The organism is Bacillus sp. S2(2019) (assembly GCF_005144805.1).
GTDB classification, from domain to species: Bacteria; Bacillota; Bacilli; order Bacillales; family Bacillaceae; genus Bacillus; species Bacillus altitudinis.
This window is the reverse complement of record NZ_SWFL01000001.1, coordinates 90,560-113,059: the sequence shown is the minus strand read 5'-3', so window position 1 is coordinate 113,059 and position 22,500 is coordinate 90,560. Positions and strand designations below refer to the sequence as shown.

General features: G+C 40.2%; 29 protein-coding genes. 19 read left to right on the top strand and 10 right to left on the bottom strand.

Annotated elements, in window-relative coordinates; genetic code table 11:
* Positions 1 to 56 precede the first annotated feature (56 nt).
* From yneA to FBF75_RS00560, 6 genes are all read left to right on the top strand, one after another.
* Positions 57 to 368: a cell division suppressor protein YneA gene (gene yneA / locus FBF75_RS00585; protein ID WP_007499348.1), complete on the top strand. Its 312-nt coding sequence runs from the start codon at positions 57 to 59 to the stop codon at positions 366 to 368.
* 17 nt (positions 369 to 385) lie between these two features.
* Entirely contained in the window at positions 386 to 1,033 is a 648-nt protein-coding gene (locus tag FBF75_RS00580; RefSeq protein ID WP_136944336.1) for a YneB family resolvase-like protein, read from the top strand.
* 69 nt (positions 1,034 to 1,102) lie between these two features.
* Entirely contained in the window at positions 1,103 to 1,333 is a 231-nt protein-coding gene (locus FBF75_RS00575; protein WP_008343816.1) for a DUF896 domain-containing protein, read from the top strand.
* Positions 1,334 to 1,521: 188 nt separating this feature from the next.
* The gene (tkt, locus tag FBF75_RS00570; RefSeq protein ID WP_136944335.1) at positions 1,522 to 3,525 is read left to right on the top strand and encodes a transketolase; all 2,004 of its coding nucleotides are present in this window, start codon (positions 1,522 to 1,524) and stop codon (positions 3,523 to 3,525) included.
* Between the two features lie 198 nt (positions 3,526 to 3,723).
* Complete coding sequence (sirA, locus tag FBF75_RS00565) at positions 3,724 to 4,170, top strand: sporulation inhibitor of replication protein SirA (RefSeq protein ID WP_007499339.1); 447 nt, start codon at positions 3,724 to 3,726, stop codon at positions 4,168 to 4,170.
* Between the two features lie 84 nt (positions 4,171 to 4,254).
* On the top strand, positions 4,255 to 4,473 hold the full coding sequence (locus FBF75_RS00560) for a YneF family protein (protein WP_003212379.1): 219 nt from the start codon (positions 4,255 to 4,257) through the stop codon (positions 4,471 to 4,473).
* Between the two features lie 268 nt (positions 4,474 to 4,741).
* Here the strand turns inward: FBF75_RS00560 and FBF75_RS00555 are convergent, their stop codons facing one another.
* Positions 4,742 to 4,915: an aspartyl-phosphate phosphatase Spo0E family protein gene (locus FBF75_RS00555; protein ID WP_369810454.1), complete on the bottom strand. Its 174-nt coding sequence runs from the start codon at positions 4,913 to 4,915 to the stop codon at positions 4,742 to 4,744.
* Positions 4,916 to 5,123: 208 nt separating this feature from the next.
* On the opposite strand from FBF75_RS00555, the gene FBF75_RS00550 reads away from it, so the two are divergent.
* Both FBF75_RS00550 and FBF75_RS00545 read left to right on the top strand, forming a co-directional pair.
* On the top strand, positions 5,124 to 5,831 hold the full coding sequence (locus tag FBF75_RS00550; RefSeq protein WP_008343813.1) for a cytochrome c biogenesis CcdA family protein: 708 nt from the start codon (positions 5,124 to 5,126) through the stop codon (positions 5,829 to 5,831).
* A 94-nt stretch (positions 5,832 to 5,925) separates the two neighbouring features.
* Entirely contained in the window at positions 5,926 to 6,408 is a 483-nt protein-coding gene (locus FBF75_RS00545) for a CcdC family protein (RefSeq protein ID WP_007499337.1), read from the top strand.
* 21 nt (positions 6,409 to 6,429) lie between these two features.
* Here the strand turns inward: FBF75_RS00545 and FBF75_RS00540 are convergent, their stop codons facing one another.
* The 4 genes from FBF75_RS00540 to sspO all read right to left on the bottom strand — a co-directional run bounded on the left by FBF75_RS00540 (position 6,430) and on the right by sspO (position 7,919).
* A complete protein-coding gene (locus FBF75_RS00540) occupies positions 6,430 to 6,858 on the bottom strand; it encodes a DUF2621 domain-containing protein (protein WP_007499335.1) in 429 nt (142 codons plus the stop codon).
* Between the two features lie 258 nt (positions 6,859 to 7,116).
* Entirely contained in the window at positions 7,117 to 7,506 is a 390-nt protein-coding gene (locus FBF75_RS00535; protein WP_136944334.1) for an Hsp20/alpha crystallin family protein, read from the bottom strand.
* Between the two features lie 102 nt (positions 7,507 to 7,608).
* Positions 7,609 to 7,755, bottom strand: a complete 147-nt coding sequence (locus tag FBF75_RS00530; protein WP_003211331.1) for a small acid-soluble spore protein P — start codon at positions 7,753 to 7,755, stop codon at positions 7,609 to 7,611.
* 17 nt (positions 7,756 to 7,772) lie between these two features.
* On the bottom strand, positions 7,773 to 7,919 hold the full coding sequence (sspO, locus tag FBF75_RS00525; protein ID WP_017359581.1) for a small acid-soluble spore protein O: 147 nt from the start codon (positions 7,917 to 7,919) through the stop codon (positions 7,773 to 7,775).
* Between the two features lie 220 nt (positions 7,920 to 8,139).
* On the opposite strand from sspO, the gene acnA reads away from it, so the two are divergent.
* The 7 genes from acnA to FBF75_RS00490 all read left to right on the top strand — a co-directional run bounded on the left by acnA (position 8,140) and on the right by FBF75_RS00490 (position 12,932).
* Complete coding sequence (gene acnA, locus FBF75_RS00520; protein ID WP_008343808.1) at positions 8,140 to 10,869, top strand: aconitate hydratase AcnA; 2,730 nt, start codon at positions 8,140 to 8,142, stop codon at positions 10,867 to 10,869.
* A 66-nt stretch (positions 10,870 to 10,935) separates the two neighbouring features.
* Positions 10,936 to 11,439, top strand: a complete 504-nt coding sequence (locus FBF75_RS00515; protein WP_008343807.1) for a TlpA family protein disulfide reductase — start codon at positions 10,936 to 10,938, stop codon at positions 11,437 to 11,439.
* Between the two features lie 76 nt (positions 11,440 to 11,515).
* Entirely contained in the window at positions 11,516 to 11,641 is a 126-nt protein-coding gene (locus tag FBF75_RS00510; RefSeq protein ID WP_003211002.1) for an FbpB family small basic protein, read from the top strand.
* A gap of 51 nt (positions 11,642 to 11,692) precedes the next feature.
* Positions 11,693 to 11,836, top strand: coding sequence for an acid-soluble spore protein N (locus FBF75_RS00505; protein ID WP_008357830.1), 144 nt, complete (start codon positions 11,693 to 11,695; stop codon positions 11,834 to 11,836).
* Between the two features lie 15 nt (positions 11,837 to 11,851).
* On the top strand, positions 11,852 to 12,094 hold the full coding sequence (gene tlp / locus FBF75_RS00500; protein WP_017359579.1) for a small acid-soluble spore protein Tlp: 243 nt from the start codon (positions 11,852 to 11,854) through the stop codon (positions 12,092 to 12,094).
* A gap of 103 nt (positions 12,095 to 12,197) precedes the next feature.
* On the top strand, positions 12,198 to 12,620 hold the full coding sequence (locus tag FBF75_RS00495; protein ID WP_008343800.1) for an acyl-CoA thioesterase: 423 nt from the start codon (positions 12,198 to 12,200) through the stop codon (positions 12,618 to 12,620).
* 3 nt (positions 12,621 to 12,623) lie between these two features.
* Positions 12,624 to 12,932: a hypothetical protein gene (locus FBF75_RS00490; RefSeq protein ID WP_017359578.1), complete on the top strand. Its 309-nt coding sequence runs from the start codon at positions 12,624 to 12,626 to the stop codon at positions 12,930 to 12,932.
* A 41-nt stretch (positions 12,933 to 12,973) separates the two neighbouring features.
* Here the strand turns inward: FBF75_RS00490 and FBF75_RS00485 are convergent, their stop codons facing one another.
* Positions 12,974 to 13,261, bottom strand: coding sequence for a HesB/YadR/YfhF family protein (locus tag FBF75_RS00485; RefSeq protein WP_008343795.1), 288 nt, complete (start codon positions 13,259 to 13,261; stop codon positions 12,974 to 12,976).
* A 96-nt stretch (positions 13,262 to 13,357) separates the two neighbouring features.
* On the bottom strand, positions 13,358 to 13,939 hold the full coding sequence (plsY, locus tag FBF75_RS00480; protein WP_008343794.1) for a glycerol-3-phosphate 1-O-acyltransferase PlsY: 582 nt from the start codon (positions 13,937 to 13,939) through the stop codon (positions 13,358 to 13,360).
* 154 nt (positions 13,940 to 14,093) lie between these two features.
* On the opposite strand from plsY, the gene FBF75_RS00475 reads away from it, so the two are divergent.
* The 3 genes from FBF75_RS00475 to parC all read left to right on the top strand — a co-directional run bounded on the left by FBF75_RS00475 (position 14,094) and on the right by parC (position 19,335).
* Positions 14,094 to 14,507, top strand: a complete 414-nt coding sequence (locus tag FBF75_RS00475) for a CoA-binding protein (RefSeq protein ID WP_072367211.1) — start codon at positions 14,094 to 14,096, stop codon at positions 14,505 to 14,507.
* Between the two features lie 416 nt (positions 14,508 to 14,923).
* Positions 14,924 to 16,891, top strand: a complete 1,968-nt coding sequence (gene parE / locus FBF75_RS00470) for a DNA topoisomerase IV subunit B (RefSeq protein ID WP_007499323.1) — start codon at positions 14,924 to 14,926, stop codon at positions 16,889 to 16,891.
* Positions 16,892 to 16,893: 2 nt separating this feature from the next.
* Positions 16,894 to 19,335, top strand: coding sequence for a DNA topoisomerase IV subunit A (gene parC / locus FBF75_RS00465; RefSeq protein ID WP_116306913.1), 2,442 nt, complete (start codon positions 16,894 to 16,896; stop codon positions 19,333 to 19,335).
* A 53-nt stretch (positions 19,336 to 19,388) separates the two neighbouring features.
* Here parC and FBF75_RS19895 read toward each other — a convergent pair whose 3' ends face one another.
* From FBF75_RS19895 to FBF75_RS00455, 3 genes are all read right to left on the bottom strand, one after another.
* The gene (locus tag FBF75_RS19895; RefSeq protein WP_008343787.1) at positions 19,389 to 19,514 is read right to left on the bottom strand and encodes a hypothetical protein; all 126 of its coding nucleotides are present in this window, start codon (positions 19,512 to 19,514) and stop codon (positions 19,389 to 19,391) included.
* Between the two features lie 29 nt (positions 19,515 to 19,543).
* On the bottom strand, positions 19,544 to 19,891 hold the full coding sequence (locus tag FBF75_RS00460) for a hypothetical protein (RefSeq protein WP_116306915.1): 348 nt from the start codon (positions 19,889 to 19,891) through the stop codon (positions 19,544 to 19,546).
* Between the two features lie 195 nt (positions 19,892 to 20,086).
* Positions 20,087 to 21,259, bottom strand: coding sequence for an MFS transporter (locus tag FBF75_RS00455; RefSeq protein WP_116306917.1), 1,173 nt, complete (start codon positions 21,257 to 21,259; stop codon positions 20,087 to 20,089).
* A 77-nt stretch (positions 21,260 to 21,336) separates the two neighbouring features.
* Between FBF75_RS00455 and FBF75_RS00450 the strand changes: the two genes are divergently transcribed.
* Positions 21,337 to 22,500: an isocitrate/isopropylmalate dehydrogenase family protein gene (locus FBF75_RS00450; protein ID WP_116306919.1), complete on the top strand. Its 1,164-nt coding sequence runs from the start codon at positions 21,337 to 21,339 to the stop codon at positions 22,498 to 22,500.

Genomic DNA, 22,500 nt, shown 5'->3' with positions numbered 1-22,500 from the left:
ATTTATAATGAGTGTCAGAAACAACGAACACACATTCTGTTAGGAGAGATGACATTATGAGGTTAAAGGAATCTATTATTTTTATTGGGCTATTCTCATTCATCGTTGGCATATTTCTCTCACTTATTGCAGTCACTAGCCATAATGATCCAAATCAATATGTTAAAATAGAGGTTCAATCAGGTGATACTCTTTGGGGATTAGCTGATCAAGTAAACGACAGTAAATCAATCGATAAAAATGCTTTTATTGACTGGGTAACTGAACACAATGATCTCGCTTCAACTGACATCCAGCCGGGAGATATCCTTGTCATTCCAGTTAAAAAAGAGCATCCAGTCGTATATCAACTTGCAACAGTACAGTAGAAAGGTCGATTGAAGACATGAATGCAATCATTTATGCGAGAGTAAGTACTGCCAAAGAAGAGCAAGAAACCTCGCTTAAAAGACAAGAAGAAGAACTGCTTGCTTTAGCTGCAGCGCACAAGATGAATGTAGTCAAAGTGATTAAAGAAAAAGCGAGTGGATACGACCTTGATCGTGACGGTGTTTTTGACATGCTGGCTACGCTGAAAGAGGAAGAAATCGATGCTGTTCTCATTCAAGATGAGACACGCCTTGGAAGAGGGCAGGCGAAAATCGCTCTTCTTCATTGTCTGTTTAAAGAGAAAGTCAAGGTGTACAGCGTATTTCATAGAGGAGAGCTTGAGCTTTCAGAAGCAGACGAAATGGTCATTGAAATTGTAGGCGTTGTAGAAGAGTATCAGCGGAAAATTCATAATTTAAAAATTAAGCGTGGGATGAAAAAAGCTGTTGAGCGAGGGTATCAACCCGAACTGAATTTAAAACACCAAGAACAGGCGCATGGCCGCGAACGTATTGAAGTACCGATTTCTGAAATTGTTCGATTAAGAAAAAATAACATGACATTCGCTGAAATTGCAGTGACATTGCAGGCACTTGGTTTTGACATTTCAAAAGCAACCGTCCATAGAAGGTACCAAGAATATGAAAAAGGGCTTGCGACTTAAAGCGTGATTTGTTGTAAAAATGACTGATATTTAGTAGTATGTAGAGAAAATGTTTTAAAGGAGTTTGTCATGATTTCTAAAGAACAGCTTGCAAGAATCAATGAGCTTTCAAAAAAGTCGAAAGAGGCCGGTTTGTCGGACGCTGAGAAAACAGAACAGAAGCAATTAAGAGAGGAATATTTAAAGGCTTTTCGTTCTTCTATGAAAAATACACTCAAAACCGTGAAAATCGTCGATCCAGAAGGAAACGATGTCACACCAGAAAAATTAAAAAGAGAAAGAGACCAGAATCTTCACTAAAGGTCATCATTTCTTGATTTTTGAAAAGATGGGAGGAATATTCTCATCTTTTTTCATATTTGTATAAGTTTTTAGGTGATCGATAAACTAAATGTGACAAAATCCTTCTTTTTCGGCGTGAAATAGTTGTGAAAAAAGGACAGTAGATTTATGATAATGGTGTACACAAGATACGGAAGGGGATTTATATGGAAACGATTGAATTGAAATCTATTGCAACAATACGTACTCTCTCCATAGACGCAATTGAAAAAGCGAATTCCGGTCACCCTGGAATGCCGATGGGCGCTGCACCAATGGCGTACGCTTTATGGACGAATCACTTAAACGTAAGTCCGCAAAATCCAAATTGGTTTAACAGAGACCGTTTTGTGTTATCTGCGGGACATGGCTCTATGCTTTTATATAGCATGCTTCATTTAAGCGGATACAATCTGAGCATCGAAGATTTAAAACAATTCCGCCAATGGGGAAGCAAAACACCTGGACATCCTGAGTTTGGACATACAGAGGGCGTAGATGCGACAACAGGTCCTTTAGGACAAGGAATTGCGATGGCTGTAGGAATGGCACTTGCAGAAAGACATCTTGCAGAAACGTATAACAAAGACAACTTTAATGTTGTGGATCACTATACATACAGCATTTGCGGAGATGGAGACTTAATGGAGGGCATTTCCTCTGAAGCTGCTTCACTTGCTGGTCATTTAGGCTTAGGCCGTTTAATTGTTCTTTATGATTCAAACGACATTTCTTTAGATGGCGACCTCGATCGTTCTTTCTCTGAAAATGTGAAGAATCGTTTTGAAGCGATGAATTGGGAAGTTCTTTATGTAAAAGACGGCAATAACATTGAAGAAGTGACGGCTGCCATTGAAAAAGCCAAACAAAGTACAGACAAACCTACACTTATTGAAGTGAAGACGACAATCGGTTTCGGATCTCCAAACCGTGCGGGAACGTCTGGGGTGCACGGTGCACCGCTTGGCAGTGAGGAAGCGAAGCTAACGAAGGAAGCTTATTCTTGGACGTTTGAAGAAGATTTCCATGTACCTTCTGAAGTGTACGATCATTTCAAAACAGCTGTTAAAGACGCTGGACAGAAAAAAGAAGCAGCGTGGAATGAACTGTTTGAGCAATATGAAAAAGAATATCCAGAACTAGCAGCTCAGCTGAAGCTTGCGATTGAAGGAAAACTTCCTGAGAATTGGGATCAAGAGGTTCCTGTTTATGAAGCAGGTTCAAGCCTTGCCTCTCGTGCTTCTTCTGGAGAAGTATTAAATGGCATTGCAAAACAAGTACCATTCTTTATTGGTGGGTCTGCTGACCTTGCTGGATCAAATAAAACAACAATCAAAGATACAAATGACTTTGGCAGAGAGAATTATGCTGGCAGAAACATTTGGTTTGGTGTGAGAGAATTCGCAATGGGTGCAGCATTAAACGGTATGGCACTTCACGGTGGACTTCGTGTATTCGGCGGAACATTCTTTGTTTTCTCAGACTACTTAAGACCTGCCATTCGTCTTGCTGCATTAATGGGACTTCCTGTCACTTATGTATTTACGCATGACAGCATTGCGGTTGGGGAAGATGGACCAACGCATGAGCCAGTTGAACAGCTCGCTTCATTACGTGCGATGCCTAACCTTTCTGTTATTCGTCCAGCTGATGGAAACGAAACAGCTGCAGCATGGAAAATTGCTGTATCTTCAACGAATAAACCGACAGCGCTTGTTCTTACTCGTCAAAACCTTCCAACGATTGATCAAGCACCAGAGAAGGCGTATGAAGGAGTAGAAAAAGGTGGATATGTCGTCGTTGAAGCAGCTGATGCACAGCCAGAAGCTCTTCTACTTGCTTCAGGATCTGAAGTAGGTTTAGCCATTGAAGCGCAAAAAGCACTTGAAAAAGAAGGCATTCGCGTTTCTGTCGTAAGCTTACCTGCATGGGATCGCTTTGATGAGCAGTCAGATGAATACAAAGAGTCCGTTCTTCCTAAAGCAGTGAGAGCACGTGTTGCAATCGAAATGGGTGCTTCACTTGGCTGGGAACGTTACACTGGCCTTGATGGCGATGTGATTGCGATTGATAAATTTGGCGCTTCTGCACCAGGCGAAACCATTATTGAAAAATACGGTTTCACTGTCAGCAACGTGGTGAGCCGCGTAAAAGCAAAGCTGAATAAATAATCAGTCTCCAAGCATCATGCTTTTTTGCAGTCGGTTTGCAGAGCTTTTCACTATGCTCTGCAAACTTTTTTCTTTTTTCTTGTTTTTTTGACAAAACTAGTTTCTTCTTGCTTCATATATAGACAATTCTTTCTTTCACATTTTTGTATAATACAAGCAATAAGCGAGATTGACGAAATGTGAAAGGAAGGGATAGACATGGAACGCCATTATTATATTTATTGGATTGAGGATGAGTTTGCTCATCATTATTTTGGTAGAGAATCTATCTTGTTTCATTTGTTTGAATCGTTACACTGGACGAACCGCAGTGATGACGAATTAGTCATGCTTGTTAAGCAAGTAGATTATGTAACGAAACGAATCCCTGCTTTTCATATGCACCAGCGTTTAATGAACAATTTAACCAACATTCACTATACACAAATAGGCTCAATATACAGTGCATCGCTGCCAGATGGAAAAGGCACAGCCGCATTCATTATAAAAGACCGTTACATTCAAATGTCTGCCACAGGCAGTTATGAGGCAGAAGCGGTGTTTTTTGAAGTACTCAGAAAAATTAGTCCTTGTTTCCTGGCTATGGACTTTGGATCAAAGAAGCACGGGTGGCTCAATCCGGTAAAAGTGAGGAATTTTGTTTAAAAAAATAAAATTGAACGTGAAATGTTGTATAATAGCCTTTTGTTTAGTACACTTTATACGAGACAACATGAAGGAGGAAGAATTATGGATTTATGGGTTGTCATCCTTGTAGGCGTTGTTGCACTGCTTGCAGGAGTTGCACTCGGATTCTTTATTGCTCGTAAGTATATGATGAGCTACTTGAAAAAGAATCCACCAATTAATGAACAAATGCTTCGAATGATGATGATGCAAATGGGCATGAAACCGTCCCAAAAGAAAATCAATCAAATGATGAAAGCCATGAACAACCAAGCGAAATAATACGTACGTTATTATGATCATAGATGGAACATGGTCCCTAAAGATTGGACAAGCGATGTCCTTTCTTTATTGAAGTCACCTTCATCAGACGCATAAAACCACTGTACTTGCATGAATAAAGCAGGGAAAGTGGTTTTTATTTTGCCGTGAACCGTTCGTTAAAGACAAAACAAAAAACCACTGTGAGCAGAGGTTTTCGTTTCTTTTATTGTCACACATATCAACTTTTCTAAAATCGTGCGGCATTTGTTTCTATCTTGAGATATCATTAGTTGGCTGAGTTTGAGTGTAAGTGTCGTTGATATTGTAAGAGGAGATGATCTAGCTGCTGGCTATGTTCGATGGTCACTGTTGATGTCATCCCATTATGCAAGACAACTTTCATCAGCTCTTCTCTTTTTTCTTCAATTTGAGTTAATAATGATGTTTTTACCAAAGTCATGTTCCTTTCATGCAAATCTTGATAAAAAGAATCGATTCTATTATATCCATTTTAAGGTTTATTTTCAAATTTAAAGGGTTTGGTATCTTGATGTCAAATTAAATTATATAAGGTTTTAAGAGATTAGACCATCTTTATTGAGATGATGTAAAAAAAATGAAATGAATTTGTCATCTCTTATTGTATATTGTAAGAAGGGGGTGTTCTTTTGTCAGATTTGAATTACTTTTTAGCGTTTGGAGCAGGGTTTCTATCTTTTATCTCACCGTGCTGTCTGCCACTTTATCCAGCCTTTTTATCCTATATTACGGGCGTTAGTATAGATGAAGTGAAATCTGAGAAGGTGATGCTGAGAAGAAGAAGTCTTCTTCATACATTATTCTTTTTAATTGGGTTCTCTCTCATTTTTATTGCCATTGGATTTGGGACATCGTTTGTTGGGAAGTTTTTCATTGAATATCAAGATGCGATTCGTCAAATTGGTGCCATTCTCATTATTTTCTTTGGCTTTATGATTCTTGGTGTATTTCAGCCTTCTTTTTTAATGGGAGAAAAGAGGTTGCAGTTTAAAAATCGTCCAGCCGGTTTTTTTGGATCGATTCTCATCGGAATGGGTTTTGCTGCTGGTTGGACACCATGTACCGGCCCGATTTTATCAGCCGTCATCACACTTGCCAGCAACAAGCCAGAGTCCGCTGTGACCTATATGATTGCGTATGTATTAGGTTTTGCTATCCCGTTTTTTGTTCTTTCCTTTTTCATCACAAAAATGGCTTGGATCAGAAAGCGTCAGCAGCTCATCATGAAAACTGGCGGGATTATTATGATCGTAGTAGGGATCTTGCTGTTCTTTGATCTTCTGACATGGATCATTATTATGTTCTCATCATTATTTGGAGGATTTACGGGTTTTTGAAATCGTTTTCTACAGTCGCGGCGAATGGTTTTTTTTCGTCAATTGGAGTATATTATACATAGACTGACCTTAAAGAATAAAGGAATGATTTGATATGATGATCATAATTTCTTCTATAGTGGCGGTATGTATGGCGGTAGCCGTCATGTTTATTCGCATTAAATCATCTGCAAAACCTGCAACCGCGAAAAAAATTATATTACCTCCTATCTTTATGAGCACTGGTGCACTGATGTTTTTTGTGCCAATGTTTCAAGTAACTGGAGCTGAATTTTTAGAGGCGATTACTGTAGGGATGTTTTTCTCTATCTTTTTAATTAAAACATCGAAATTTGAAATTAGAGGCAATGAAATCTATTTGAAACGTTCAAAAGCATTTGTGTTTATTCTCATTGGCCTTCTTGTCCTTCGTATCGGAATGAAGACGATTTTAAGCTCTTCCATTGATTATGGTGCGCTCAGCGGGATGTTTTGGATTCTAGCCTTTGGCATGATTGTCCCATGGCGGGTTGCGATGTATTTGTCGTTTAGAAAGATGTCTAAACAATTAGATCTGCAGCAGGCCCAAATAAATTAAACCTCCTTTTTAAAAAGGAGGTTATTTTAATAAAGATTCATATGGTGAATGGTCGATCTTTTTTTCTTGAAGGCGCTTTAGTAGAAATTTATGATCCCGCTTCGGTGTAGCGATAATATAGCCGCGAATGATTAAGTCTAAATTAATGCTGGCCGCTTGTTCTTTTAGTGCCAGTTCGCCAATTTTACCGGCGATTTTTTCTTTGGCGACATCTCTAAACAACTCTGGAACCGGTAATACTAGCTCATTTAATAGCTGTTTGTCTTCATCGCGCCATAGGTGCAGGCTCTTTTGAATATATTCATCCTGCCAATCAAGCTCTGATTTCCCGTCTTCTTTCGGCAATCGTTTTAAAAACTTGCGAAACATAAAAAAGCCACCGATTGCTAGTAATCCAATCATCACTGTACCCCAAAATAAAATGAACCACAAAAACCAGCCGCTTAACATGTTCTCACTCCCTATATCCCTTCTCTCTATTCTATTTTACATGAAGGGAAGGTAGAAGAAAATAACAAAAATGTATGTGTTTTTTTCTATAAACGCCTTTTTTGATCAAGAGGCGCCCATTTACTAGAATGACCCAAACCATTTAGTAGAAAAGGAATACATTATTGTATAGCGACTCTACTATTTGGCCATGGTGGTTCGCACAAGGTATTGACTTGAAACGAACGGAAGAGAGCCCGCCTGTATACAGGCGGGCTCTTAATGTTTGAAGTGTGGCATTTGAAAGGAAAATGCTCCGTCTTGACGATGGGCTTCCTTTTTGATTTTGATTGATATGATTCTGTTTTCGTAATCTGTATCAATGTCTTTGTCATTCAAATAAAAAGGGAGCATGACACTTTTTTCAATCGGCTGTTCTCTTTCATCAATCAAATAAGCGAGGATGAGCTCACATCCGGAAAAGGTCAGTTTTAAATCAGTGATCGATAGGGTGGAGAGGTCGATCTCAATAATATAATCACGGCTCGTTTCGTAAAGATCTATTGGGAGCTGTTCGTCATACCATGCAAAAGGATCGTCCATTAATACACTCAGCCAATCATCTATTTCAAGAAAATCAGAGGAATTCATTTGCTTTTCATTCTCCATAAACACTCCTCCATCACATCTCATAATAAATCATATGATGAAAGCTGAAATGTGTGAAAGACCTAAAACATCCCGTTTGGTCACGGGCTTAAGAGAAAATGTTTACATATCATGATGTGAATTGTGCTTTTGTCTTGTATGGTTACGGTTTTTCACTTTTTTACTGCCTGATAGTGGCTCAGGCTGCCCGCCTTGATGCTCTTTAGGAGAGTTTTGACGTATGTCTTTCCCTGTGTTTTTATTCGTCATCATTTCTCACTCCTTTCTTATTGGTTTTTTTTACGCTTTTTATTGTTTTGCTTTTGTTCTTCTGTCAAAACGAGCTGATCATTTTCTATATAGCCTGCACCATTTCCTTGGCTTTTGGCTGCGTTCATGCCGTCAATGACATGATTTGCTTTTCTTTTTGTCATGTTCTATCACCTCAGCATTAGTATGAACCCGTGCTGCTCAGTTTATGAGGAGTAATCATTTCCTTGTGATAAGCTAAACTTATTGAATTTAATAAAAGCATTGTTATTTACTTATGTATGAATTTGTTTTAAGATGAAATTGTGAGAAAATTGTGGTGAAATACGACGATTTTTCTGAGAATTGAAATTGATCTTGATCATCAAAAGGGGGATTTTGGACATGTCGAAACAGCAGCAAGTCGCTAAACAAGACGCTTTTCAATCTAGAAAAACGTTTTCGACAAATGGGAAAACGTATCACTATTATTCGTTAGAAGCACTCGAGAAACAAGGAATCGGAAATGTTTCTAAATTGCCTTATTCCATTAAGGTACTGTTAGAATCAGTGCTTCGCCAAGTAGACGGTAGAGTGATCAAGAAGGAACACGTTGAGAACTTGGCAAAATGGGGAACTGCCGAGGTAAAAGAAATTGATGTTCCATTTAAACCTTCTCGTGTTATTTTACAAGACTTCACGGGTGTGCCAGCTGTCGTTGACCTTGCTTCTTTAAGAAAAGCAATGGCAGATGTGGGCGGAGACCCAGATAAAATCAACCCTGAAATTCCAGTTGACCTGGTCATTGACCACTCTGTACAAGTCGATAAAGCTGGAACTGAAGATGCATTAAACATTAACATGGATTTAGAATTCGAACGTAACGCAGAGCGTTATAACTTCCTTAGCTGGGCAAAGAAAGCGTTTAACAATTATCAAGCTGTTCCGCCTGCAACAGGGATCGTTCACCAAGTGAACTTAGAGTATCTTGCAAGTGTTGTTCATGCAATCGAAGAAGATGGCGAGATCATCACTTACCCAGATACATTAGTTGGTACTGACTCACATACAACAATGATTAACGGTATCGGTGTACTTGGATGGGGCGTTGGCGGTATCGAAGCAGAAGCTGGTATGCTTGGTCAGCCTTCATACTTCCCAGTACCAGAAGTTATTGGTGCTAAATTAGTTGGAGAGCTTCCAAACGGAACAACTGCAACTGACCTTGCATTAAAAGTGACACAAGTTCTTCGTGAAAAAGGCGTAGTGAACAAGTTCGTCGAGTTCTTCGGACCTGGTGTTGCACAATTGCCGTTAGCAGATCGTGCAACAATTGCGAACATGGCGCCAGAATACGGTGCAACTTGCGGATTCTTCCCAGTAGATGAAGAAGCGCTAGCTTACCTTCGCCTTACTGGACGTGATGAAGAGCAAATTAATATCGTTGAAGAATATTCTCGCGCAAATGGCTTATTCTATACGCCAGATGCAGAAGAGCCAATTTTTACTGATGTTGTGGAAATTGATCTTTCTCAAATTGAGTCAAACTTATCTGGTCCTAAACGTCCACAAGATTTGATTCCACTTTCTCAAATGAAAGAGACGTTCCATAAACACATCGAAAGCCCAGCTGGTAACCAAGGTTTTGGCTTAGAAAAATCAGAGCTAGACAAACAAATCGAATTTGATCTAGCAAATGGTGAAAAAGCTGTGATGAAGACAGGTGCGATTGCGATTGCAGCGATTACGAGCTGTACGAATACATCGAACCCATACGTCTTAATCGGAGCAGGTCTTGTTGCGAAAAAAGCAAGTGAGCTCGGTATGAAGGTGCCAAATTACGTGAAAACGTCACTAGCGCCAGGTTCTAAGGTTGTAACAGGATACCTCGTGAACTCAGGACTTCTTCCATACTTAAGAGACCTCGGATTTAACATCGTTGGGTATGGCTGTACAACATGTATCGGAAACTCAGGACCGCTGGAAAAAGAAATTGAAGATGCTGTCTCTGAAAATGATCTGCTGATCACTTCTGTTTTATCAGGTAACCGTAACTTCGAAGGTCGTATCCACCCGCTTGTAAAAGGAAACTACCTTGCATCTCCACCATTAGTTGTGGCTTATGCACTTGCTGGTACGGTGAATATTGATTTAACAAAAGATCCGATCGGTGTCGATAAAAATGGCGAGAACGTTTATTTCAATGACATTTGGCCATCAATGGATGAAATCAACAGCGTCGTGAAAAGCACTGTCACACCTGAGCTATTCCGTTCAGAGTATGAAACTGTTTTTGACAACAATGACCGCTGGAATGAAATTAAAACAACGGATGATGCATTGTATAAATGGGATGAAAATTCCACATACATTGATAACCCGCCATTTTTTGAAAACTTATCAGTTGAACCTGGTAAAGTTGAACCACTTAAAGGATTGCGCGTAGTGGCGAAGTTCGGTGACTCTGTCACAACAGACCATATTTCTCCTGCTGGAGCAATTGGTAAAGACACGCCTGCAGGTAAATACTTGCAAGAAAGAGGCGTTTCGCCAAGAGACTTTAACTCATATGGATCACGTCGTGGTAACCACCATGTAATGATGAGAGGTACTTTTGCAAACATCCGCATTAAGAACCAAATCGCACCAGGAACAGAAGGCGGGTATACAACGTACTGGCCAACTGGTGAAGTGACATCCATTTATGATGCATGCATGCGTTATAAAGAAGATGGAACTGGTCTTGCGATCTTAGCAGGCAAAGACTACGGAATGGGTTCTTCACGTGACTGGGCTGCAAAAGGAACAAATCTTCTTGGAATTAAATTCGTTCTTGCGGAAAGCTTTGAGCGTATCCACAGAAGTAACCTTGTCTTCATGGGCGTACTTCCTTTACAGTTTAAAGACGGTGAAAGTGCAGAAACTTATGGACTAACAGGAACAGAAACATTCGAAGTAGATGTTGATGAAACAGTTCGTCCGCGTGATCTTGTCACTGTAAAAGCAATTGATACAGATGGCAACGAGAAAACATTTGAAGTAATTGTTCGCTTTGACAGTGAAGTCGAAATTGACTACTACCGTCATGGTGGTATCCTTCAAATGGTACTGCGTGAGAAATTGGCAAGCAACTAATAAAGCAAAGAAGAGAAGGCGATTAGACAGCTTTCTCTTCTTTTTTAACATAGTGGAGGATCAATCATGTGGAAAAAAGGAATGGCAAGCGCTGTTTTACTTGTGTTGATTGGTTTACTTGCATGGAATGTATTCGGACCAAAAGAACCCGCCATCGGTCTTGAAACAGGGGACAAAGCCCCTGATTTTGAGCTCAAAACCCTTGATGGCAAAACGGCATCTTTATCTGATTATCGAGGGAAAAAAGTACTTCTCAATTTTTGGGCGACATGGTGTAAGCCTTGCCGAACAGAAATGCCAGATCTAGATGCAATTAGAAGTGAAAATGACCAAGTTGAGGTACTAGCGGTGAATTTGACGAACACTGAAAAGAGTGTGGATCACGTCGCATCTTTTATTGATGAACTTAAGGTCAGTTTTCCTGTTTTATTAGATCAAAAAGGTATTCAAGCGAGATATCAGGTACTTTCATATCCGACGACATACATACTAGATGAAAAAGGGCGTATCCTGTCTGTAAAGCATCAAATGCTCACAAAAAAAGAAATTGAAAAAGAGCTGGATCTATAATGATTCAGCTCTTTTTTGCTTATTTTCTAAATGTTTTGGCGAAAATGGTATGAACAGAGTGGAGGTGGTGATAGAAATGAGACGAAGAAAGCGCCGTACTTTTGAAGAACTTGTGCTTGAAAATAAAAAAGAATTATTAAGCAATGAGGAATTTTTAAACCAGCTTGAAGAAAAGTTGGAAGAGCGATTTAGACAGAAATAAGTTATGATTTGACCTTTTTCGTTCATCCTAAAGAAGAGGGAGGGATGAATGATGGGTAGAGAGCATGATAAACAAGCGCAGTTTACACCAGACCATTTAGGGACAAAACCTGTAGCATACAAACGAAATAAAGGCAAAAAGATGCATAATAAATCGAATGAACAGCCTGATGTGATACAGACGAAGGGCGAATAATAGGAGGGAAGCATGATGAATGACAAGTCATATCAATCCAATCCAGATGATCGTTCTGATAATGTTGAGAAGCTGCAGGATATGATCGAAAACACACTTGAAAATATTGATGAATCTGAAGCAGCAATGGGTCTTTCAACAGAGGAAGAAAAGCAGATGATCAAGCAAAAAAATGAAAACCGTAGAACAAGTATTGACGCAATGCGTTCTGAAATAAAGGACGAGGAAGCAGCAAGAAAGAGCGGTTACACTGAATAAACCAGGGATTCCTGGTTTATTTTATTGCCTCTTTTTAGAAGAACCAATTGGAATGTGGTAAAATGTCAGAGACGTTAGGTTTTGATAGGAGAGCGATGAAAACGTGTATGTATCTAAAAAAGAAATAGAAGTCCGTTATGCAGAAACAGATCAAATGGGCATTGTGTATCATGCCAACTATTTAATTTGGATGGAAGTCGGCAGAACAGCGTTAATTAAAGAATTAGGCTTTTCCTATGCCCAGTTAGAGGCAGACGGTGTCCTTGCACCTGTTGTCGATCTTCAGGTTCAATATAAGAAACCACTACTGTACGGTGAAACGGCTACAGTTCACACATGGATAGAAGAATATAACGGCGTGAAAACAGTGTATGGCTATGAAATACAAAAACCTGATGGACAAACGGCTATTACAGGGACCACCTCACATATTTGTGTGGACAAAGAAACCTTTAGACCGATTCAATTTAGAAAAGCTTTCCCTGCATGGCACAGCGTTTACGAACAGTCCAAGAAGCAGGTTTGATTCATGGCATTTGGAATTAAAAGAAAGGATCTACATGCTTGGAAATCAGCTGTTCGGGAAGGGAATGTGGCCTTTTTGACACACTATTGGCTTGATGACCGTTTTCCGCATGCGAATACTGTCACAAAGGCAGCCTGTCAGGATATGGAGCAATTAATCGCTTGGGGACAAAAGCATGGATTAAAGAAAGAATGGATCCATGTTCGCGAAGGTTTTCCTCATTTTGATCTCATTGGTGATTCGCAAAAACGGATTTTGCAAAAAGAGCGGTCATTAGGAAACATTCAGGAGTATGGACTTTATATTGAGTGATAAACAAAAAAGATACCCGAGGGATGAGGTATCTTTTTTGTTTATTCATAATGAAATTCTGGTTCTTTCACGGACTCGTTATAATCAATATGCAGATCATGGTTGTCAAAATACCAAATATCACTTTCTTCCACAAAGAAAGTAATGCCTTCTACTTCAGCGGTTGCGCCGGCATTTTGAGGTTCATCTTTTGCGACGCCGAGAGAAAAGCCTTTTTGTACATTACTGCACCCGCCATATCTGACAAAAAAGCGAACATGATCACCTTTTTCTAAATCCAGTTCATTCTTGTACCAATTGAGTGCATCATCTTTTATCGTTAATTTCAATGTGATCGCCCCTTTTTGAAGTCATGCTGTTTTTAAATGCAGGATGCAAAAACAGCTTTTCTTTACTTTTACCACATATTTAAATTGATGAAACGGCTAAAGCCATTTGATTTTCGGTTCAGTTTTGTTGAGAATTCGTTTGAGGTTGGCGATGTGTCTGAAGATCACAAAGCCAGCAAGAACAGCAACAACAATAATTAAAAATAGATCTTGGGTGAATATGCTGTAAATGAATGTGTAGATCCCAGTCAGCATAGATGATAATGAAACATATTTACTAATGTATAAAAATAAGAAAAAAGCAGCGATCATCGTGATAAATAAGAACGGGGCATAAAATAACAGCACGCCGCCTGATGTAGCGACCGCTTTTCCCCCTTTAAATTTTGCAAAGACAGGAAAGCTGTGACCGATAACAGCAGCCACTCCTGCTAATAAGGGATGAATGTCCAGTTGCATGAAAAACGGTAAAGCCGAAGCAAGAGTCCCCTTTAAAATATCAGCAGTGATAACGATGGACCCTGCTTTCACACCTAGTGTACGGAATGCATTCGTCGCACCTAGGTTCCCGCTGCCATGTTCACGGATATCGATTCCCTTTGCAGCTTTCCCGACAATGAGACCTGATGGAATACTGCCGAGAAGATAAGCCAAAATAAACATCAAAGCAATTAACATCTGCATAACTCCTTTATATTCTCCCTCTTGTCTTACATTTTAACATGATCTTATGAAAAACATGGCGATCTTTTTTTGAAAAAAACGATGGCCGATGAATTCAGCTTTGTTTTTAACAAGAAATTCGCTAAAATAGAAGAAAAGGAGTGTCTGGATGAATCATCCTTCAAAACAAGAAATTGGGCGTATATTAAAAAGCAGTAAGCGAATTGCAGTTGTAGGTTTGTCAGATCAGCCGCACCGAACGTCTTATATGGTTTCAAAAGCCATGCAAGATGCCGGTTATGACATCATTCCTGTCAATCCAACGATTGATGAAGCACTTGGGGTAAAAGCGGTCGACTCTTTAAAAGACATAGAAGGGTCTGTTGATATCGTCAATGTCTTTAGACGTTCTGAGTTTTTGCCTGAGGTGGCGAAAGAATTTCTTGAAATAGACGCACCTGTTTTTTGGGCGCAGCAAGGCGTATATCATGAAGAGGCAAAAAGGCTGATTGAGGAAAATGGCAAGGTCGCCATCATGGATTTATGTATCAAAGTGGCTCATGCGATGACAAAAACTCATTAAATCGTCAAAAATCCTTGGTTTTTCAAGGATTTTTGCTTTTTTGTTGCAGAAATATATTTGCGATTCTAGAAGAAAGCGATAAAATAAGGCGACAGGGACCTATCGGTGACCTTGCATATCGAGAAAAAGAGCGATAAGATAAATATAGAACATTTGTTCTGTTTTGCTAAAACCATCATATGATTGCATTTGGCTTATGAAACAGTCTTGTTTATAATGGACTTCTAGTTCTGATTGCAAAATGTAGAACATGATTCATAACCGTGCAAAAGAGCATGTATCGCTGAATCACACATGCATGGTGATGATGCAGCTTATTAAAGTGGACAGTAATGAGCAGCATGATCATCATTAAAATCTAGAGAGATCATTGATGATTAGCCGGTTATGTTTGTTAGTGAAAGGGGATTAAGCATTTGGTTAAAAAGCAGCAAGTAGATTATAACGATGATTCTATTCAGGTGCTAGAGGGGCTTGAAGCGGTCCGTAAACGTCCAGGGATGTATATTGGATCGACGGATTCCCGCGGTCTTCATCACCTTGTCTATGAGATTGTAGACAACTCTGTCGATGAAGTGCTCGCTGGCCATGGAGATCATATCATTGTCAAAATACATAAAGATAACAGCATTTCCGTCCAAGATAAAGGGCGCGGAATGCCTACTGGTATGCATAAGCTTGGAAAACCGACACCTGAGATCATTTTAACTGTCCTGCACGCAGGCGGAAAATTTGGGCAAGGTGGTTATAAAACAAGTGGTGGACTTCACGGAGTTGGGGCATCCGTTGTGAACGCACTTTCAGAGTGGCTCACCGTGACGATAGAACGCGATGGATTTATTTATCACCAGCGCTTTGAACATGGCGGAAAGCCAGTCACATCACTTGAAAAAATCGGGAAAACGAAAAAGACCGGTACACTGATTCATTTTAAGCCAGATCCAACGATGTTCAGTGTCACCACCTATAATTTTGATACATTATCAGAGCGTTTAAGAGAATCAGCCTTTTTATTAAAAGGGCTAAAAATAGAGCTGATTGATGAGCGCCATGACGTGCAGGAAACCTTTTATTATGAGACAGGTATTGAAGCGTTCGTTGCTTATTTAAACGAGGAAAAGGATGTACTTAGTGAAGTCGTTTCGTTTGAAGGGGAACATCAGTCCATTGAAGTCGATTTTGCCTTTCAATTTAACGACGGCTATTCAGAAAATATTCTGTCGTTCGTCAATAACGTAAGAACCAAAGATGGCGGTACGCATGAGTCTGGTGCAAAAACGGCCATGACGAGAGCCTTTAATGAATATGCACGCAAAGTGACCCTTTTAAAAGAAAAAGATAAAAATTTAGAAGGTACGGATATTCGTGAAGGCCTGTCAGCTGTTATTTCTGTCAGAATTCCTGAAGAACTTCTTCAATTTGAAGGACAAACAAAAGGAAAGCTTGGAACGAGTGAGGCAAGGTCAGCTGTTGATGCCGTAATTTCTGAAAAATTGGCTTATTTCCTTGAAGAAAACCGCGAAACGGCAACACTGCTTGTCAAAAAAGCGATTAAAGCGCAGCAGGCAAGAGAAGCGGCTAGAAAAGCAAGAGAAGAAGCAAGGAGCGGCAAGAAACGGAAAAAGTCTGAAGCGACACTAAGCGGAAAATTAACACCTGCTCAATCTAGAAACCCGGCAAGAAATGAACTGTATCTAGTAGAGGGCGACTCAGCGGGTGGATCAGCCAAGCAAGGACGTGATCGAAAATTCCAAGCGGTGCTGCCGCTTCGAGGGAAGGTCATTAATACAGAGAAAGCAAAGCTTGCGGATATTTTCAAAAACGAAGAAATCAATACCATTATCCATGCCATTGGCGGCGGGGTTGGTGTCGATTTTAATGTAGAAGACATCAATTATGACAAAATTGTCATCATGACAGATGCTGATACAGATGGCGCGCATATTCAGGTTCTATTGCTTACATTCTTCTACCGCTATATGAAGCCGCTGATTGAGCATGGCAAAGTATTCATTGCCCTTCCGCCTTTATATAAAGTTAGCAAAGGCTCAGGGAAGAAAGAAGTCATTGAATATGCTTGGTCTGATGAAGAAATGGATGACGTACTAAAGAAAGTTGGAAAAGGATATACGATTCAGCGCTATAAAGGTTTAGGTGAAATGAATGCCGACCAGCTATGGGAAACGACAATGAATCCAGAGTCGAGAACGCTTGTCAGGGTGAAGATCGATGATGCTGCACGGGTGGAACGCCGCGTCACGACACTGATGGGTGACAAAGTAGAACCACGCCGTAAATGGATTGAAAAGAATGTCGCCTTTGGACTTGATGAGGAAAGCAACATTCTTGAAAATGAAAACTTGTCGCTAGCTGAGGAGGTTTAAACATGGCACAACAAGAACGATTTCATGATTTACCGTTAGAAGAAGTGATTGGGGACCGTTTTGGTCGCTATAGTAAATATATTATCCAAGATCGTGCACTTCCAGATGCACGTGATGGATTAAAGCCTGTACAACGAAGAATTTTATATGCGATGTATGCAGAAGGAAATACACAAGATAAAAACTTCCGTAAAGCTGCCAAAACAGTCGGTAACGTCATTGGTAACTATCATCCTCATGGTGATTCTTCTGTTTATGAAGCAATGGTGAGAATGAGCCAGGAATGGAAAGTGCGAAATGTGCTGATTGAGATGCATGGAAATAACGGGAGTATCGACGGAGATCCTCCTGCTGCCATGCGTTATACGGAAGCAAGGCTTTCTGCAATTGCTTCAGAGCTTTTAAAGGACCTCGACAAGGAGACAGTCGAATTTGTCGCGAACTTTGATGATACAAGCAAAGAGCCTGTTGTCTTACCAGCGATGTTTCCAAATCTTCTTGTGAACGGGTCAACAGGGATTTCAGCCGGTTATGCGACTGATATTCCGCCGCACCACCTAGGAGAAGTGATTGATGGCGTGATTAAGCGAATTGAACAGCCGCATTGTACGGTTGAAGATTTAATGACAGTCATCAAAGGGCCAGATTTCCCAACAGGCGGGATCATTCAAGGTGTGGATGGTATTAAGAAGGCATATGAAACAGGAAAAGGAAAGATTATGATTCGCGGAAAAGCGGAGATTGAAACCATCCGTGGTGGACGCCAGCAAATCGTGATCACAGAAATTCCTTATGAAGTGAATAAGGCCAATCTTGTCAAAAAGATGGACGAGTTCCGCATTGAAAGAAAAGTAGAAGGAATTTCTGAAGTTCGGGATGAGACGGATCGTACCGGCCTTCGGATTGTTGTAGAGCTGAAAAAAGAAGCGGATGCGAATGGTGTCTTGAATTTCTTATATAAAAATTCTGATCTGCAAATCCCATATAACTTTAATATGGTCGCGATACATAACAGAAGACCGACTTTAATGACGCTTACAACTGTACTAGACGCTTACATTACTCATCAAAAAGAAGTGGTGACGAACCGCTCAGCATACGAGCTTCGAAAAGCAAAAGAACGTCATCATATTGTAGATGGGTTAATTAAAGCTCTTTCCATTTTAGATGAAGTCATTGCGACGATCCGTTCGTCTAATGATAAGCGTGATGCGAAAAACAATTTGATGGAGAAATATGATTTTACAGAAGCACAATCAGAAGCGATTGTTTCTCTCCAGTTATATCGTTTAACAAATACAGATATCACTCAACTAAGAGACGAAGCAAGAGAGCTTGACGTGCGAATTGCAGAACTTGAAGACATTTTAGCGAATGAGAAAAAGCTGTTTAAAGTCATTACGAACAACTTGAAGAAGTTGAAAAAGACGTATGCTGATGAAAGACGATCTGTCATTGAGGAAAAAATTGAAGAAATTAAGATTAACCTTGAAGTGATGATCGCATCAGAGGACGTGTACGTCACAGTCACAAAAGATGGATACATCAAACGGACAAGCCAGCGTTCATATGCTGCATCAAACGGTAAGGACTTCGGTATGAAGGATACAGACCGACTGATTCACCAGTTTGAAATGAATACAACAGATGTTCTTCTGCTATTTACGAATAAAGGGAGCTACATTTACTGTCCAGTTCATCAGTTGCCAGATATACGCTGGAAAGACATGGGGCAGCACATTACGAATATTATTTCGATTGATCGGGATGAATCCATTCAAAAAGCGATCCCAATTAAAGAATTCGATGAATCATCGTATCTCTTGTTCTTTACAAAAGGCGGTATGGTGAAGAAAACAGAGCTTCTCCAATATAAAGCGCAGCGTTATTCAAAACCGCTTGTCGCCTTGAATTTAAAAGGTGATGATGAACTTGTAGATGTTCATGTTACAACAGGTCAGCAAGAATTGTTTATTGCAACGAAAAATGGTTATGGATTATGGTTTGATGAAGAAGAAGTGAGTGTGGTCGGTCCGAGAGCGGCTGGTGTGAAAGGCATCAATTTGAAGGACGGAGACGAGGTGGTCTCTGGACAAATCATTGATCCGAAGAACAATGTGCTTGTTCTCACGACACAAAGAGGTGCTGTGAAGCGGATGAACCTCTCTGAATTTGATAAGACATCAAGAGCAAAACGTGGAGTGATCATGCTAAGAGAATTAAAGAAAAACCCTCACAGAATTGTTGCTGTGATTGCTGCTTCACTGCACGATACACTTGAGATTGATACGGAAAAGGGTGCCACGATCCCGCTCGATATTTCCACACTAAGGGCAAATGATCGTTATAGCAATGGATCGTTTATTTTAGATGAGGAAGAGCAGGGAGAAGTAACTCAAGTTCTTTTATCACCTGCTGCATCTGACCAAGATGACAATAAATAAGCAAAACGAAAACCCCCTGCGTAAGGCAGGGGGTTTTTTATGATGAGGTCAATTTAACTCTCGTGATTGCCAAACATGCTTGTGATGGCATGCACTACTTCAATTCCTTGGTAAACGAAAAGAGAAAGTGAAGTGACAGAGAACAGACCTAGAATGAATACTCTTAAGAAAAATAACATCGTGTAAAACCTCCCAATTTTTGTTTGATTTAAATGGTTGGGTTAACACGATCTACTCGGAAATTCGAAGACTGGTAGAACACTGCAAGTAAATGCTTCTTTTTCCGGTCAAATCGATCAGTATAAGTGATGCGTGCAAATCCAGCTGCCATACTGCCAATGACTAGCAGTGCTGTAAATGCCGCAAATACTGCGTTCACATGTTTTTGTTTCTTTTCATCGCCTGCTGTCTGAACGATTTTCATTTCATGTGATTCTTGATCAGCAACCACCTTTGCATGATGGTATACCTGAACGGAATGAGGCATTGAGAACAAATGAAAACTTGCAAGTGCTATGAATAAGACTGCTAATTTTAACAGCATATTTTTTTTCATTTTTCTCACCCCTTCCTGTTTATTTTCATGATCTTACCACGTTTTCAGTTATTTGAAAAGTCTTATTTTTTTACTTTCCCTCTTTAAAAAAGCGCTAAACATCAAGACATCTATAGGACTGTTTCACTTCATGAAAGGTTTCAATTTTATTTATTAAATTTAAAAAAAGTACCGAGATCAAAGATCCGGCACTTTTTAAAAAGAATGTATTGATGTCGGTTTTGCAACAGCTTTTGTAAAGATTCCTGCAATACAAATGGCAAACAGAACAAAAATAAACGCATGAAGCAGTCCGACTTGATTGGCGAGCAGTCCTAAAACAGGGGGCCCTGATAGAGAGGCTGTATACCCAGATAAAGTGACGATACTGACACGCTTGACAGCATAGCGGCTATCATCACCAGCTGCTGAAATGGTCAGCGGGAAGCCTAAGGATGCGCCAAGTCCCCATAAAAAGATAGATATCATACACACGACGAGTGAAATCTTTAAAATCACCAAGAATAGTCCGGCGGCAGCAGATAAGATCGCGATTCTTAACAATAGCACCCTACCAAAGCGATCAATGAAACGTCCGCTTACCAGTCTGCCACTAATCATCCCGCACAAAAATAATGCATAGATGACCGTACTCATTGAATGAGAAACCTGATAGCCATCAACCATTGCTAGTGGAATCCAATCATTTGCAGAACCTTCTACAAATGCGAGACATAAGGCAATCATCGCTAATGAGATCGTTCGTTTGTTCAGCCATGATGTTTGAGAAGCCTCAACTGATTCTGTCTGCGTCTCATCCTGATCTTTTCCTGTCCCGTGCGGAATAAACCGTGTACAAATCAGGATACTGAGAAAGAAAAGGAGTGCAATGGTGAGAAGGTGAATGAGGACAGACACACCTAAATAAATAAAGAGAATTCCGGCACCTGCACCAATTAACGTTCCAATACTGAAAGAAGCATGCAAAATCGGCAGGATCGTTCTCTTGATCTGATACTCAATCTCCGTTCCTTCTAAGTTCATGGCTACATTGCACATGCCTGATCCTGAACCAAAAAGAAAAAGGCCAGCAGTGACAATTAGCGTAGAAGAGAGGGCGGCGCCGATTGCAAGGGTTGAGAATCCAATAAACATCAAAAAAGCGCTGACCACAATCGCCACTCGGCCGCCTTTTTTGCGAACGAATACATTGGAAAGAATCAGCCCGACAATGGAACCTACAGATAGGCCGAGTAAAATGAGTCCCATTGTGCCTGTATCTGCTTGCAACAAATCTCTCACTTCTGGTGTTCTTGAAAACCAAGTGGAGATGGAGATCCCAGACATCGTAAAAATAACAATAATCGCTTTATACCACTTTAATTTCATCTAATCCCTCATATCTATGTAGTCATACAGAACAAATCTACTCGATTATAAAGGAGACTTCTTGATTCGTAAATAACATGAGGGAGGATCATCATGAAGAAAATATTCCAACTTCATCATTCTTTGATAGAATAAAGACAAAAGGGGCGATACATATGTCATATCGAATAGGTATTTTAAAGGGAGACGGGATTGGACCGGAAATTGTTAATTCTAGTATGCGTATTTTAAAGGCAGCGCTGTCACAGTTCAATGAACCATTTGTGGAATTTGTAGAGTGTCCTATCGGTGCTGAAGCCATTCATTCTCATCAAGATCCAGTGCCAGCTTCTACGATAGCCGCCTTGAAAAAATGCCATGGCTGGATATTAGGACCTCATGATTCAGCTTCATATCCTGATCAATTGAAAGAAAGAAGAAATCCAAGTGGAGAACTGCGTCATACATTTGATTTATTTGCAAATATTCGTCCATCGCAATCGCTACCAGGTGTGAAAAGCGTTGCCAGTGGCGTCGACCTTGTCATTTTTCGAGAAAATACAGAAGGCTTTTATCCAGACCGGAATATGTATCAGGGGACAGGAGAGTGGATGATTACACCAGATGTCGCCATATCTACAGGTGTGTTTACAAAAAAAGCAATTACCCGTATTGCCCACGCGGCCTTTCAACGTGCAGTGGAGAGGAGGGGGAAAGTCACCATTGTTCATAAAGCGAACGTGATCAAATTAGGATCTGGCTTGTTTTTACGAACATGTCAAGAGGTAGCGAAAGCATATCCGCAAGTGGAGGTTGAGGATATTCATATTGATGCGATGGCTGCTCATTTAGTGAGATGTGCAGGTGATTTTGATGTGATTGTGACAGAAAATATGTTTGGCGACATATTATCTGATCTTGCAGGGGAACTAGTCGGCAGTTTAGGAATGGCACCCTCATTAAATTGTAACGAAAATCAAGCGATGGCACAGGCGGCACATGGTTCAGCACCGGATATTGCTGGTCAAAATATCGCCAATCCAATGGGCATGATTCTTTCTACAGTGATGCTTTGTAACTGGCTACATGTGAAATATCAAGATGAAAGATTAAAACAGACAGCCAGTCTGATCGAACATACTCTTGGTGAGACCTTAAAAAAGAAATTGAAAACAAAGGATTTAGGAGGAAATGAGACGACGACACAATTCACCGAGGCATTCATTCAAACGATGAATGAAGTTTCAATAAAAGGGAGATGA

Bases quoted from the DNA above. Each gene is read 5' to 3' on its own strand.
- yneA (WP_007499348.1), top strand. From the start codon at position 57: ATGAGGTTAAAGGAATCTATTATTTTTATTGGGCTATTCTCATTCATC.
- FBF75_RS00580 (WP_136944336.1), top strand. From the start codon at position 386: ATGAATGCAATCATTTATGCGAGAGTAAGTACTGCCAAAGAAGAGCAA.
- FBF75_RS00575 (WP_008343816.1), top strand. From the start codon at position 1,103: ATGATTTCTAAAGAACAGCTTGCAAGAATCAATGAGCTTTCAAAAAAG.
- tkt (WP_136944335.1), top strand. From the start codon at position 1,522: ATGGAAACGATTGAATTGAAATCTATTGCAACAATACGTACTCTCTCC.
- sirA (WP_007499339.1), top strand. From the start codon at position 3,724: ATGGAACGCCATTATTATATTTATTGGATTGAGGATGAGTTTGCTCAT.
- FBF75_RS00560 (WP_003212379.1), top strand. From the start codon at position 4,255: ATGGATTTATGGGTTGTCATCCTTGTAGGCGTTGTTGCACTGCTTGCA.
- FBF75_RS00555 (WP_369810454.1), bottom strand. From the start codon at position 4,915: ATGACTTTGGTAAAAACATCATTATTAACTCAAATTGAAGAAAAAAGA.
- FBF75_RS00545 (WP_007499337.1), top strand. From the start codon at position 5,926: ATGATGATCATAATTTCTTCTATAGTGGCGGTATGTATGGCGGTAGCC.
- FBF75_RS00540 (WP_007499335.1), bottom strand. From the start codon at position 6,858: ATGTTAAGCGGCTGGTTTTTGTGGTTCATTTTATTTTGGGGTACAGTG.
- FBF75_RS00535 (WP_136944334.1), bottom strand. From the start codon at position 7,506: ATGGAGAATGAAAAGCAAATGAATTCCTCTGATTTTCTTGAAATAGAT.
- FBF75_RS00530 (WP_003211331.1), bottom strand. From the start codon at position 7,755: ATGACGAATAAAAACACAGGGAAAGACATACGTCAAAACTCTCCTAAA.
- sspO (WP_017359581.1), bottom strand. From the start codon at position 7,919: ATGACAAAAAGAAAAGCAAATCATGTCATTGACGGCATGAACGCAGCC.
- acnA (WP_008343808.1), top strand. From the start codon at position 8,140: ATGTCGAAACAGCAGCAAGTCGCTAAACAAGACGCTTTTCAATCTAGA.
- FBF75_RS00515 (WP_008343807.1), top strand. From the start codon at position 10,936: ATGTGGAAAAAAGGAATGGCAAGCGCTGTTTTACTTGTGTTGATTGGT.
- FBF75_RS00510 (WP_003211002.1), top strand. From the start codon at position 11,516: ATGAGACGAAGAAAGCGCCGTACTTTTGAAGAACTTGTGCTTGAAAAT.
- FBF75_RS00505 (WP_008357830.1), top strand. From the start codon at position 11,693: ATGGGTAGAGAGCATGATAAACAAGCGCAGTTTACACCAGACCATTTA.
- tlp (WP_017359579.1), top strand. From the start codon at position 11,852: ATGAATGACAAGTCATATCAATCCAATCCAGATGATCGTTCTGATAAT.
- FBF75_RS00490 (WP_017359578.1), top strand. From the start codon at position 12,624: ATGGCATTTGGAATTAAAAGAAAGGATCTACATGCTTGGAAATCAGCT.
- plsY (WP_008343794.1), bottom strand. From the start codon at position 13,939: ATGTTAATTGCTTTGATGTTTATTTTGGCTTATCTTCTCGGCAGTATT.
- FBF75_RS00475 (WP_072367211.1), top strand. From the start codon at position 14,094: ATGAATCATCCTTCAAAACAAGAAATTGGGCGTATATTAAAAAGCAGT.
- parC (WP_116306913.1), top strand. From the start codon at position 16,894: ATGGCACAACAAGAACGATTTCATGATTTACCGTTAGAAGAAGTGATT.
- FBF75_RS19895 (WP_008343787.1), bottom strand. From the start codon at position 19,514: ATGTTATTTTTCTTAAGAGTATTCATTCTAGGTCTGTTCTCTGTCACT.
- FBF75_RS00460 (WP_116306915.1), bottom strand. From the start codon at position 19,891: ATGAAAAAAAATATGCTGTTAAAATTAGCAGTCTTATTCATAGCACTT.
- FBF75_RS00455 (WP_116306917.1), bottom strand. From the start codon at position 21,259: ATGAAATTAAAGTGGTATAAAGCGATTATTGTTATTTTTACGATGTCT.
- FBF75_RS00450 (WP_116306919.1), top strand. From the start codon at position 21,337: ATGAGGGAGGATCATCATGAAGAAAATATTCCAACTTCATCATTCTTT.